This is a genomic window from Mangrovicella endophytica (genome assembly GCF_002893625.1).
In the GTDB taxonomy this organism is placed as follows: domain Bacteria; phylum Pseudomonadota; class Alphaproteobacteria; order Rhizobiales; family Rhizobiaceae; genus Mangrovicella; species Mangrovicella endophytica.
Map to the genome: position 1 here is coordinate 470,123 of NZ_PKMZ01000001.1, position 13,295 is coordinate 483,417.

Here is a 13,295-nt window from a genome sequence, read left to right on the forward strand (position 1 = left end):
CGATGCCCGCCCAGCTTCCCCTCGATCTGCCGCACCGCCCATCGCTCGCCCGGGACGACCTGATCGTCACCGCCTCGAACGCGCTGGCCATGCGCGCGGTGGACGACTGGCCGCAATGGCCGCACCCCGTGCTTCTCGTGATCGGGCCGCCGGGTTCCGGCAAGACGCATCTCGCCAGCGCCTGGGCTGAGATAGCTGACGCCGAGCCGCTGCGGCCGGGCATGGCTGCGGCGATCCTGGCCCGTCCGGACTTCACTTGCGTCATCGACGACGTCGACCGCTGCGGCATCGCCGAGGGCGAGCTCTTCGCCATCGTCAATGCCGCGCGGCTCGGAGCCGGCCAGGTGCTGGCGACCGGGTCCGTCCGCCCGGCGCTGATGCGCTTCGAGACGAACGATCTGCGCTCGCGCCTGGCGGCTGCGACGACGGTGGACATCGATGCGCCGGACGACGCGCTACTGGCCGGTGTCCTCGCCAAGCTGTTCGCCGACCGGCAGCTGGAGGTGGACGGACGGGTCATCGACTATATCGTTGCACGCATGGAGCGCTCGCTGGACGCTGCCCGCCGCCTGGTCGCCGCGATCGACCGCGAAGCGCTGGCCGGCAAGGAGAAGATCGGGCGCTCTCTGGCGCGGCGGGTGATCGGCGAGATGGCCGGCGCGACGCCGTCCGACTGTCATCCAACCGTCGCACACGGCGACTATCCGGGCATGGTCGAGGAGTAGACCCTTGCAGAAGACGAAGTCCCGCGCCCGCCGTCCCAGCCGCTCCCGCCGTGCTGAACGCGCCGAGGCGCCGACCCCGGTGCCAGTTCAGCCCATGACCACACAGCCTGTGAACACGCCCGCACTGACCGAAGCGGATATCGATCTGCCGGCGCCCTCGGCCGACGTCGAGTCCATCGTGCATGCGCTGAAGGCCGAGATCATCGAGCCGGTGGCCGAGCCGGAGCCTCAGCCGGTCGTCTCCGATGAGCTGCCGGCGGACCGGTTCGTCAATCGCGAGATCTCCTGGCTGCAATTCAACCGGCGTGTGCTCGAAGAGGCGCAGAACCCGAACCACCCGTTGCTGGAGCGCGTCCGCTTCCTGTCGATCTCGGCGGGCAATCTCGACGAGTTCTTCATGGTTCGCGTCGCCGGGCTGGCCGGTCAGGTGCGTGAGAGCATCTCGGTGCGCAGCGATGACGGTCTCACGCCGCAGGAGCAGCTCGACCGCATCCTCGAAGAGGTCGGGCGGCTTCAGGAAGAGCAGCAGGCCTCGCTGGCCGAGCTCGTGAAGGAGCTGCGCACCGCCGGCATCCTGATCGTCGGCGCCGGCGACCTGAAGAGCGACAAGGCCTGGCTCGAGAAGCATTTCGACGAGACGATCTTCCCGGTGCTGACGCCGCTGTCGATCGACCCGGCGCATCCGTTCCCGTTCATTCCCAATCTCGGCTTCTCCATGGCGCTGTCGCTGATGCGCGAGCGCGATTCGCAGAAGATGAACGCGCTGCTGCGCCTGCCGGTCGCACTGCCGCGCTTCATCGAGATGCCGCTCAACGACGCCGGGCAGACCCGCTTCGTGCCGCTGGAGAGCGTCGTCGCACTCTTCATCTCGCGCCTGTTCCCCGGCTACCGCGTGCGCGGCTCCGGCACCTTCCGGATCATCCGCGACTCCGACATCGAGGTGGAGGAGGAGGCCGAGGATCTCGTTCGGCTGTTCGAATCGGCACTGAAGCGGCGCCGCCGCGGCAAGGTGATCCGCATCGAGTTCGATTCGGTGATGCCGGAGTCGCTGCGCAACTTCGTCGCCGCCGAGCTCGGCGTGCCGGAGAACCGCATCTCGGTGATGGACGGCATGCTGGCGCTGGAATCGGTGTCGCAGCTCTGCCGCCTGCCGCGCGAGGAGCTGAAGTTCGCGCCCTACATCCCGCGCTTCCCCGAACGCATCCGCGAGCACAATGGCGACTGCTTCGCAGCGATCCGGGAGAAGGACATCGTCGTCCATCACCCCTACGAATCCTTCGACGTGGTGGTGCAGTTCCTGCGCCAGGCGGCGCTCGACCCGAACGTCATCGCCATCAAGCAGACGCTCTACCGCACCTCGAACGACTCCCCGATCGTGCGCGCGCTGGTCGACGCGGCCGAGGCCGGCAAGTCGGTGACGGCTCTCGTCGAGCTGAAGGCGCGCTTCGACGAGGAGGCCAACATCCGTTGGGCGCGCGACCTGGAGCGCGCCGGCGTGCAGGTCGTCTTCGGGTTCATCGAGAAGAAGACACACGCCAAGCTGTCGCTGGTGGTGCGGCGCGAGGAGGGGCGGCTCGTCAACTTCTGCCACATCGGCACCGGCAACTATCACCCGATCACCGCCCGGATCTATACCGACCTCTCCTACTTCACGGCCGATCCGGACATCGCCCACGACGTCTCGCTCGTCTTCAACTACATCACCGGCTACGCCGAGCCGGTGGAGATGCGAAAGCTCGCCGTCTCGCCCTTCAGCCTGCGCCGCCGCATCATCCGGCACATCATGGATGAGATCGAGCATGTGAAGGAGGGCAAGCCCGGCCAGATCTGGATGAAGATGAACTCGCTGGTCGATGCGGAGATCATCGATGCGCTCTATCGCGCCAGCCGCGCTGGCGTCGAGATCGACCTCGTGGTGCGCGGCATCTGCTGCCTGCGGCCGCGCGTGCCGGGTCTCTCCGACAACATCCGGGTAAAATCGATCGTCGGCCGCTTCCTGGAGCACAGCCGCATCTTCTGCTTCGGCAACGGCGCGGGACTCCCATCCGAGCAGGCGCTCGTCTATATCGGCTCCGCCGACATGATGCCCCGCAATCTCGATCGGCGTGTTGAGACGATGGTCCGGCTGACCAATCCGACCGTCCACAGCCAGGTCCTGTCGCAGATCATGCTCGGCAACATCTTGGACAACCAGCAGAGCTGGTCGGTGGCCTCCGACGGCACGTCGCGCCGGATGCTGCCGTCCGAAGGAGAGCAACCATTCAACGCCCAACGCTATTTCATGACCAATCCCAGCCTTTCGGGGCGCGGCAAGGCGTTGAAGACGGATGCTCCACGACTTATCGCACGACAGCGCGCGGAGCATTCGCGCCTTGATTGAAGCGAATGCGCAGGGGCGGCTGCGGGGCCATGTGCCCGTAGCCGTCGTCGATATCGGCTCGAACTCGGTTCGCCTCGTCGTCTACGAGGGAAACGGCCGCGCGCTGACGGTGCTGTTCAACGAGAAGGTGCTGAGCGGGCTCGGCAACGGCCTCGCCAAGACCAACCGGCTCAATGACGAGGCGGTGGAAAGCGCACTGGCTGCCCTTCGCCGCTTCCGCATCCTTGCCGAGCAGAGCGGCGTCGAGGCGGTGCATCCGATCGCCACCGCCGCTGCCCGAGAGGCGGAGAACGGCCCGGACTTCATCGCCCGGGCGGAAGAAGCGATCGGCCAGCCGATCCGCATCCTGTCCGGCGAGGACGAGGCGCATTTCGCCGCAGAAGGGGTCGCGGCCGGCTTCTACAAGCCGGACGGCATTGCCGGCGATCTCGGCGGCGGCAGTCTCGAGTTGATCGACGTGGCCGATGGCCGTTTCGATGGCGGCGTGACCATGCCGCTCGGCGGCCTGCGTCTGCGCGACATGTCGGGCAACAGCCTGGCCAAGGCACGGGCCATCGCGGACGAGCATCTGTCCGCCTCGCCCTTCGCCAATCGAGGCGTCGGGCGCGCCTTCTATGCGGTCGGCGGCACCTGGCGCAACCTTGCCAAGTTGCACATGGAGCAGGCGAACTACCCGCTGCATGTGATGCATGGCTACGAGATGCCGGCCGAAGGACTGACGGACTTCCTGGCGGCTGTCGCCAAGAGCGATCCGGACAAACTTCCCGGCATCACCGCCGTATCCAAATCCCGCCGCGCGCTGCTCGCCTATGGCGCGGTCACCCTGCAGAGCGTCATCCGCTATGTGAAGCCGGCGCGCATTGTCGTCTCGGCGCTCGGTCTGCGCGAGGGCTACCTTCATTCGCTCCTCAGCGAGGAGGAGAAGGCCAAGGATGCGCTGATCGAGTCGGCGCGTGAGATGGCGATGCTGCGCTCGCGCTCGCCGGCCCATGCCGACGAACTCGTCGACTGGAGCAGCCGGACCTTCGCGGCGCTCGGTATCGACGAGACTCCAGAGGAGGCACGTCTGCGCCAAGCCGCCTGTCTCCTCGCCGACATCGGCTGGCGCGCCCATCCGGACTATCGTGGCAAGCAGGCGCTGTCGATCATCGCCCATGCGGCGTTTCCGGCGGTCGACCATGCCGGCCGCGCCTATCTCGGCCTGACGAACTACTATCGGCACGAAGGCAGCACCAATCAGGCGCTCCTGCCGGAGATCGAGCGGCTGGTGGATGCGCGGCTTCTGGAGCGGGCGCGAACCCTGGCCGGGCTGTTCCGCGTCTCCTATCTCCTGACCGCGGCGATGCCCGGCGTTCTCGGACGCCTCGGCTGGGACCGCGACGCTTCGGGGCTGGCGCTGCTGGTGCCGCGCGAGCTCGGCGGCCTCGTCGGCGAGCGCCCGGAGGGGCGCCTGCAGGCCTTTGCCAAGATCGTCGGCCGGCCGATGCGCTACGAGCTGCGGTAGAGCCTTGCGGGCGGGCGCTGAATGCCCGCCCATGCTGCCCCAGTTCAGCTCAGCTCGACGATCTCGACCTTGCGGCTGCGATAGACGAGGGCGGCCTTGCCCTCCAGTAGCTCCAGGGCGCGATCGCCGAAGATGGCGCGGCGCCAGCCGCTCATCGCGGGGATGTCGGCCTCGGCACCTTTCCAGGCGAGCTTTTCGAGATCGTCGCCGGAGGCGATCATCTTGGCCGCCACGCCCTTTTCGTCGACGACGATCTTCAGCAGCACCTTGAGGAACTCGACGGCGGCCGAGGTGCCTTCCGGCATCTGCGGCGCGCGCGGGATCGGCGGCAGTTCGGCCTTCGGGATCGCCAGGGCGCGGGCGACGGCGGCGAGAATCTGAGCCCCGATCTGGGAGCGCTCGAAGCCCTTCGGAATGGTGCGCAGGCGCCCGAGCGCCTCCTCGGTCTTCGGCTGCTGCTGGGCAATTTCGTAAAGGGCGTCGTCCTTGAGGATGCGGCCGCGCGGCTGGTCGCGCTGACGCGCTTCGCGCTCGCGCCAGGCGGCGAGCTCCTTCAGGATGGCGAGCTCGATCGGCTTCTTCACCCTCAGCTTCAGCCGCTTCCAGGCGTCGTCCGGATGGAGATCGTAGGTCTCAGGCGCCGCGAGCACGGCCATCTCGTCGTCCAGCCAGTGGGCGCGGTCGTCCCTGTCGATGCGTGCCTTCAGGAAGCGGTAGGCGTCGCGCAGATAGGTCACGTCCGCCAGCGCATATTCCAGCTGCTCGTCGGTCAACGGCCGACGCCGCCAGTCTGTGAAGCGCGAGGTCTTGTCGATGTGGCCTTTGGTGGTCTTCGCGACCAGCTGGTCATAGGCGATCGATTCGCCGAAGCCGCAGACCATCGCCGCGACCTGCGTGTCGAAGAGCGGTGAGGGCACGAAGCCGCCGAGCTTGTAGACGATCTCGACGTCCTGCCGGGCGGCGTGGAAAACCTTCAGGACGCCGGGGTCGCGCATCAGCGCGAAGAAGGGCGCAAGATCGATGCCAGGAGCAAGCGGATCGACCAAGACGGCCAGATCGTCCGAGGCCATCTGGATCAGGCACAGCTCCGGCCAGAAGGTGGTCTCGCGGATGAACTCCGTATCGACGGTGACGAATTCGGCGCGGGCAAGCGTCTGGCAAGCGTCGGCGAGGGCATCGGTAGTGGTGATCGGCTCCATGAACCCTCTTTAGACGAACTCGAGCGCGAGGCGAAACCGGGCCGTGCGCTTCGGTCGCAAATCTTGACATGCCAAGGGTGTCGTGCGCTTGTCCGCGGCGATTCTGAAGACACTCCCGAGCTTTGCGTCGCTGTCGCACGAGACTGGCACGGCGCGGCCCGATCGAACGCCGAGAGTAGACGCCATGCATCGCTATCGCAGCCACACCTGCGCCGCCCTGCGCAAGGACGATGTCGGCGAGACGGTCCGCCTGTCGGGCTGGGCGCATCGCATCCGCGACCATGGCGGCTTGCTGTTCATCGACCTGCGCGACCACTATGGCCTGACCCAGATCGTTGTCGATCCGGACTCGCCCGCCTTCAAGGTGGCCGAGACGGTGCGCGGCGAGTGGGTGATCCGTGTCGACGGCGAGGTGAAGGCCCGATCCGCCGAGACGGTAAACGGCAAGCTCGCCACCGGCGAGATCGAGGTGTTCGCGCGCGAGATCGAGATCCTCTCGGCGGCGAGCGAGCTGCCGCTGCCCGTTTTCGGCGAGCCGGACTATCCGGAAGACGTGCGGCTGCGTTACCGCTTCCTCGATCTGCGGCGCGAAACGCTGCACCGGAACATCATGCGGCGCACCGAGATCATCACTGCCATGCGCCGCCGCATGGGCGAGGCAGGCTTCACCGAGTTCCAGACGCCGATCCTGACGGCGTCTTCCCCTGAGGGCGCGCGCGACTTCCTGGTGCCCTCGCGCCTCCACCAGGGCAAGTTCTATGCGCTGCCCCAGGCGCCGCAGCAGTACAAGCAGCTGATCATGATGTCCGGCTTCGACCGGTATTTCCAGATCGCGCCCTGCTTCCGCGACGAGGATCCGCGCGCCGACCGCTTCTACGGCGAGTTCTATCAGCTCGACGTCGAAATGAGCTTCGTCACGCAGGAGGACGTCTTCCAGACGATGGAGCCGGTGATCCGGGGCATCTTCGAGGAGTTCGCCGACGGCAAGCCGGTGTCGCAGACCTTCCGCCGCATTCCGTATGCCGATTCGATCCGCACCTACGGCTCCGACAAGCCGGACCTGCGCAACCCGATCGAGATGCAGGCGGTGACCGAGCACTTCGCCGGCTCCGGCTTCAAGGTCTTCGCCAACATGATCGCGGCCGACCCGAAGGTCGAGGTCTGGGCCATTCCGGCCAAGACCGGCGGCTCGCGCGCCTTCTGCGACCGCATGAATTCGTGGGCGCAAGGGGAGGGGCAGCCGGGCCTCGGCTATATCTTCTGGCGCGATGAGAACGGCGCGCTGTCGGGTGCCGGACCGCTCGCCAAGAACATTGGCGAGGAGCGCACCGAAGCCATCCGAACGCAGCTCGGTCTGGAAGCAGGCGACGCCTGCTTCTTCGTCGCCGGCCGGCCGGAGAAGTTCTACCCGTTTGCCGGGCTTGCGCGCACCCGCGTCGGCGAGGATCTGAACCTCGTCGATCGCGACCGCTACGAGCTCGCCTGGATCATCGACTTCCCCTTCTACGAGTGGCACGAGGAGGAGAAGAAGATCGACTTCGCGCACAACCCCTTCTCCATGCCGCAGGGCGGCATCGAGGCGCTGACGAACGAAGAGCCCTTGTCGATCAAGGCCTTCCAGTACGACATCGTGTGCAACGGCTTCGAGATCGCCTCCGGCGGCATCCGCAACCAGCTGCCGGACACGATGGTGAAGGCCTTTGAGATCGCCGGCTATACGCGGGCCGATGTCGAGGAGCGCTTCGGCGGCCTCTACCGCGCCTTCCACTACGGCGCGCCCCCGCATGGCGGCATGGCGGCCGGCGTCGACCGCATCGTCATGCTGCTCTGCGGCGCCAAGAACCTGCGCGAGATCGCCATGTTCCCGATGAACCAGCAGGCCTTCGACCTCCTGATGGGCGCACCGAACGAGGCATCCACGGCGCAGCTGCGCGACCTCGGCATCCGCGTGGCCCCGACGCCGAAGGGCTGAGCCGAGAGGCGCCGCTTCACGCGCGGAGCAGCCGGCATGTAGACAAGACAAAGCCGCCGCGGCCAGGCCGCGGCGGCTTCTTCATGTCAGCGATATGACCTAGTTGGCGTCGCCGCCATCGTCCTCGTCCGCCTCGGCATCATTCGACGTCACGGAGAGCGACAGCACCGCAGGAAGCGTCTGCGGGGCGCCCATCGCGGCGCCGATCAGCTGCGCCGCCGGCACCGGGTTCTGCGGCGCGATGGAAATCGTCAGCGACTGCGGATCGGCGAGATAGGCGGTGACGGCGTCGGTCACTTCCTTCTGGAACTCCGGATTCTGCAGGTAACCGAGCACCGCCGGCAGCATGGCGGTGAGGTTCTGGGTCAGCTGCTCCCGCGACTGGCCGTTCTTCTTGGCATAGTAGTCGAGTAGCTTACCCGTCAGCGAATCGTCCGCGAAGCTGAGCTCGGCCGACTTCAGGTAGAGCTGCGAGATCAGCCCCATCACCGCCATGCCGGAGGCCTGGCTGTTCTGCGGGTTGGCCGTCATCTGCTGCTGCAGCTGCTTCAGCGACTGGATGAAGCTCGGCGTGTAGCCGGTGATGGAATAGGAGAAGTTCAGCTCGCCCGCGTCTTCGGCCGCGATCGTGAAGGGCTCCAGCTTCAGCTCGCCGCTGGTCGGATCCCAGGCCGCCATGCCGCTGGCCGAGCCCGACAGCTTCTCGTAGCCGATCTCGCGCATGACAGCCTGCGTCTCGTTCGGCTTGCCGACGGAAAAGTCGGCATTGAAGTCACCGAGGTTGAACTCGCTGGAGATCGCGCCGTTCTCGCCGACCGTGTTGGTCACCTCGCTGCCGTCCACCGTCAGGCCCGGCTTGCCGTCCTCGGTGACGGTGACATTGCCGACAGCGGCGTGCTTGAAGAAGATCTCCGACGCCGCCTTGGATGCTGCATCGCCGGCCGTGCCGACGATCTCGATCTCCTCGACGGCGATGTTGGTGACGCTGACCTTGGTCGCGCCTTCCGTCTTCTCGATGTCCTTGATCGGGATGCTGGCGATCTTCCAGCCCTCCTCGGTCGAGCCGGTCACGCCGGCGAAGGTGACATCGCCGATGTCGGTGCCGGCCTCGCCGGGAGCGCCGACCTTCATGGCGCGCAGGACGACATCGCTGCCGGCCTCGTCGGCAGATGCGTAAGTGAGCGACAGCCCTTGCGCGCTCAACACCGACTTCAGCCGCTCGCCGAAGGCACCGGCATCGACCGCAAAGGCCGAGCTGGATCCAAGAAGCGTGAAGGCCAGCGTGGCGACGGCCCAGCGCGGTGTGTTGTGAAGCATCGGTTCCCTCTTGCGGAAAGAGCCGGCCCGCGTTCCGCGAGGCCGGCAAGAATTTGCCCTTCGGTGTGGCGCCCAATGTAGAGCGCAGTATGGCTGCGACAAAGAGGTGGAACGTTTTGGCGTAAAAGCTTTGGAAAAGTCCGTTCCCGTCTTGTTCTGTCGCGTCCCGTGCTCTAACCCCGGTTCATGGGCAAGCCACTCGATCCGCCGGGCGATGGCGGCGACATCGAACCGATCGACCTGAAGGCGGCGCTCGAGGAGCGCTACCTCGCCTATGCCTTATCCACCATCATGGGCCGGGCGCTGCCCGACGTGCGCGACGGCCTGAAGCCGGTGCATCGCCGCATCGTCCATGCCATGCGCGTGCTGCGGCTGGATCCGGGGCAGGGCTACAAGAAGTGCGCCCGCATCGTCGGCGACGTCATGGGCAAGTTCCACCCGCATGGCGATGCGTCGATCTACGACGCGCTGGTGCGGCTCAGCCAGGATTTCTCCGTCCGCTATCCCCTCGTCGACGGGCAGGGCAACTTCGGCAATATCGACGGCGATAGCGCGGCGGCGATGCGCTACACCGAAGCGCGGATGACCGACGTCGCCGTCCTGATGCTGCGCGGGATCGACGAGGACGCGGTCGATTTCCGCCCGACCTACAATGAAGAGGATCAGGAGCCGGTTGTCCTGCCGGGCGCCTTCCCGAACCTCCTCGCCAACGGCTCGTCCGGCATTGCAGTCGGCATGGCGACCAACATCCCGCCGCACAACGCCGCCGAGCTTTGCGATGCGGCGCTGAAGCTGATCGAGAGCCCCGAGGCCGACACCGACACGCTGCTGCGCTTCGTGCAGGGTCCCGATTTCCCGACCGGCGGCGTCGTGGTCGACAGCCGGGCGCAGATTCGTGAGGCCTACGACACCGGCCGCGGCTCGTTCCGTGTTCGCGCCCGCTGGGAAAAGGAAGAGCAAGGGCGCGGCGGCTATGTCGTCGTCGTCACGGAGATCCCGTATCAGGTCCAGAAGTCGAAGCTGATCGAGAAGATCGCCGACCTGCTGCAGGCCCGCAAGCTGCCGCTGCTGGCCGACATCCGGGACGAGTCGGCCGAGGACGTCCGTGTCGTTCTGGAGCCGAAGAGCCGGACGGTGGATGCCGAGCTCCTGATGGAGTCGCTGTTCCGGCTAACCGATCTGGAAACGCGCTTCCCGCTCAACATGAACGTCCTCTCCGGCGGCAAGGTGCCGAAGGTCCTCTCGCTGAAGGAGGCGCTGACGGAGTGGCTGGCGCATCTTCGCGACGTCCTCGTCCGCCGCACCAATCACCGCCTCGGGCAGATCGAGCGGCGGCTTGAGGTGCTGTCCGGCTACATCATCGCCTTCCTCAACCTCGACGAGGTGATCCGCATCATCCGTGAGGAGGATGAGCCGAAGCAGGAGCTGATGCGGACCTTCGAACTGACGGATGTTCAGGCCGAGGCGATCCTCAACATGCGGCTGCGCTCGCTGCGCAAGCTCGAGGAGTTCGAGCTCAAGCGCGAGCACGACGCGCTGAGCGCGGAGAAAGCGGAGAAGGAGGCGCTGCTCGGATCGACCGAGCGCCAGTGGGCCGCCATCGCCGGCGAAATCCGCGAGGTGCGCGAGACCTTTTCCAAGAAGACCAAGCTCGGCAAGCGCCGGACGCTCTTTGCCGATGCACCAAGCCGCGCGCTCGACGACATCGCGGTTGCGATGATCGAGAAGGAGCCGGTGACGGTCGTCCTGTCGCAGAAGGGCTTCCTACGCGCCATGCGCGGCCATGTCGCCGATCCCGCGACGCTGACCTTCCGCGAGGGCGATTCGCTGAAATTCGCAATCCCGGCGATGACGACGGACAAGCTGGTCTTCCTGTCGACCGGCGGTCGCGCCTTCACGCTCGGCGCCGACAAGCTGCCGAGCGGCCGCGGACTGGGCGAGCCGCTGCGTCTGGCCATCGACATGGACGATGATCAGGACATTGTCCTCGGCTTCGTCGTCGATCCCGCCGGCAAGCGGCTGGTTGCCTCCAGCGACGGCAGCGGCTTCGTGGTGTCCGAGAACGAGATGCTGTCCGGCACGCGCAAGGGCAAGCAGATCATGAACGTCGCCGGCCAGGTACGCCTGATGCTGGCCGTTCCCATCACCGGCGACAGCGTCGCCGTGGTGGGGGAGAACCGGAAGATGCTGGTCTTCCCGCTGATCCAGGTGCCGGAGATGACGCGCGGCAAGGGCGTTCGCCTGCAGCGCTTCAAGGATGGCGGCCTGTCGGACGTGCGCATCTTCCGCATGGCGGAGGGGCTGTCCTGGCACGACACCGCGGGACGGCTGTTCACGCGCTCGGAGGCCGAGCTCCTGGAGTGGCGCGGCGACCGCGCACAGGCCGGCCGCATGGTGCCAAAGGGCTTCCCGAAAAGCGGCCGCTTCGGCTGAGTCGCCGGAAACTCTGACGCCTGACAGGCCAGTGACGTGGGATCGCGGCGGCAATGTCTGCCCGCGATGTCGTGCCTATATAAATCGATCTCTGCCTACTGCGGCACGCGTCGTGACGACGAGGCGCTGGAGGAGTGCGGCGCAACCGCACCTGCCGGCCTCGGTCAACACGCGGTCAGAGAGCCCTTCGCTATCGTCATCCCCTAAAAACGAAAATCGCGGGACGCCATGGGCATCCCGCGATTGCAAGCTCGTCAATGGTGCTTAGCCGACGTCTCAGAAGGGTGTATCGGCGTAGGCGTAGGGGTTCTTCTGGCCGGCGGAATAGGCGGTGGCCTGCAGGTCGTTCATGGCGAGCTGCTCCTCGCCGTCGCGATGGTAGATGTCGTCGCGGAACTGCACCACGCTCGGATCGGTCGCCCAGGCGCTGATATAGGTGAAGTAGACCGGCACGGGCTGAACCAGGTTGATGTCCTGGCGCTTGCGCGTGGCGATCACCTTCTCGATCGACTGGCGATCCCAGCCCGGCTCGTCACGGGCGAGCCAGACGATCAGGTCGCGCACGTTCTGCACGCGCACGCAGCCGGAGGACTCAAAGCGCATCAGCTTGGAGAACAGGCTCTGCTGCGGCGTGTCGTGCATGTAGACGGCATAGGGGTTCGGGAAGTTGATCTTCACCGAGGACATCGCGTTGTTCTTGCCCGGCTCCTGGCGGAACAGGTACTTCACCGCGTCGTTCGAATGCCAGTTGATCGACTCCGGCGGGATCTCGCTGCCGTCGGGCGCGAAGATGTGGATGTCGTTCTTGGCGAGGTAATCCGGGCTCTTCTGCATCAGCGGGATGATGTCCTTCTGGACGATCGACGCCGGCGCATGCCAGTACGGATTGAGGTTGAGGTTGGTGATCTTCGAGTTGAGCAGCGGGGTCTGCCGGTCGATCTTGCCGACGACGGCGGTGTGACGCTGCGCGATGCGGCCGTTCTCGACGGCCTCGATCGCCGCTGCCGGCACGTTGACCATGACGAAGCGCTGGCCGGGATCGGTCTGCAGCTGCGTCTGCAGGCGCGCGAGGTTCGTCTGCAGCTGGCGCAGCCGCATGTCGGCCGGCACGTTCAGCGCCTTGTAGGTATAGGTCGAGACGACACCGTCAGCCGGCAGGCCGTGGCGCGACTGGAAGCGCTTCACCGCACCGTCGACATAGGTGTCGAAGGCGGAGGAGTTTCCGGCCGACGAGGGAAGGTCGCCGGAAACCATCAGGCGCTGGCGCAGCGCCTGAACAGCGCCGGACTGCACGCCGAGCTGCAGCTTGCCTTCTTCCGGCACCATCGGCCAGCCGCCCGCCGAGACGATCTGGCTGTAATTGTTGATTGCCATGCCGAGCGACTGCACGGTGTTCGCCGAGAAGACCGGCGCGTTGGTCGAGACGCTGCGGACGCTGGCGCCGCGCGTGTCGAACTGGTCGTCCCAGTTGCCGCGGCTCGGGGCGGCCAGGAGGTCGCTGAGTGCGTTCTGCGCGAATGCCGAACCGGAAGCCATGGCGGCGCCGGCCGTCGCCGCGCCGAGAACGAACGCCCGACGCGACAGCATCGACGTTCCGAACCGCTTCGTGCTCTGCATGTTTGCCCCTCGCTTGCTCATCCGTAACGGCGCGCACTATGGCGCTGACGTGGTAAACGGAATGGAAACGCGGCGCTTGCCAAAGGCTGCAATTTGGATGCCGCGTGAAGCGTCTGCTTAGTCATGACAATATGGCCAAAGCATGAAG

Annotated in this window: 8 protein-coding genes; 5 read left to right on the plus strand and 3 right to left on the minus strand. The window is 66.3% G+C overall.

The window, feature by feature from the left end; genetic code table 11:
* Positions 1-2: 2 nt before the first annotated feature.
* The 3 genes from C0R46_RS02215 to ppx all read left to right on the plus strand — a co-directional run bounded on the left by C0R46_RS02215 (position 3) and on the right by ppx (position 4,609).
* Complete coding sequence (locus C0R46_RS02215; protein WP_102957942.1) at positions 3-725, plus strand: P-loop NTPase family protein; 723 nt, start codon at positions 3-5, stop codon at positions 723-725.
* Positions 726-819: 94 nt separating this feature from the next.
* Positions 820-3,105 carry an RNA degradosome polyphosphate kinase gene (locus C0R46_RS02220; protein WP_102957943.1) on the plus strand — a complete coding sequence of 762 codons (2,286 nt, stop codon included), beginning with the start codon at positions 820-822 and terminating at the stop codon, positions 3,103-3,105.
* Positions 3,098-4,609: an exopolyphosphatase gene (gene ppx, locus C0R46_RS02225; RefSeq protein ID WP_198598217.1), complete on the plus strand. Its 1,512-nt coding sequence runs from the start codon at positions 3,098-3,100 to the stop codon at positions 4,607-4,609. The genes C0R46_RS02220 and ppx overlap by 8 nt, the downstream gene beginning before the upstream one ends.
* 44 nt (positions 4,610-4,653) lie before the next feature.
* Here the strand turns inward: ppx and rnd are convergent, their stop codons facing one another.
* Positions 4,654-5,808 carry a ribonuclease D gene (rnd, locus tag C0R46_RS02230; protein WP_102957945.1) on the minus strand — a complete coding sequence of 385 codons (1,155 nt, stop codon included), beginning with the start codon at positions 5,806-5,808 and terminating at the stop codon, positions 4,654-4,656.
* A gap of 184 nt (positions 5,809-5,992) precedes the next feature.
* Between rnd and aspS the strand changes: the two genes are divergently transcribed.
* Complete coding sequence (gene aspS / locus C0R46_RS02235) at positions 5,993-7,780, plus strand: aspartate--tRNA ligase (RefSeq protein ID WP_102957946.1); 1,788 nt, start codon at positions 5,993-5,995, stop codon at positions 7,778-7,780.
* Between the two features lie 99 nt (positions 7,781-7,879).
* On the opposite strand, the gene C0R46_RS02240 is transcribed toward aspS, so the two are convergent.
* Positions 7,880-9,097, minus strand: a complete 1,218-nt coding sequence (locus C0R46_RS02240; RefSeq protein ID WP_102957947.1) for a hypothetical protein — start codon at positions 9,095-9,097, stop codon at positions 7,880-7,882.
* Between the two features lie 186 nt (positions 9,098-9,283).
* Here C0R46_RS02240 and parC point away from each other — a divergent pair, with 186 nt between their 5' ends.
* Positions 9,284-11,530, plus strand: a complete 2,247-nt coding sequence (parC, locus tag C0R46_RS02245; protein ID WP_102957948.1) for a DNA topoisomerase IV subunit A — start codon at positions 9,284-9,286, stop codon at positions 11,528-11,530.
* A 276-nt stretch (positions 11,531-11,806) separates the two neighbouring features.
* Here the strand turns inward: parC and C0R46_RS02250 are convergent, their stop codons facing one another.
* Positions 11,807-13,147 carry a L,D-transpeptidase family protein gene (locus tag C0R46_RS02250; RefSeq protein WP_102957949.1) on the minus strand — a complete coding sequence of 447 codons (1,341 nt, stop codon included), beginning with the start codon at positions 13,145-13,147 and terminating at the stop codon, positions 11,807-11,809.
* Positions 13,148-13,295: the final 148 nt, after the last annotated feature.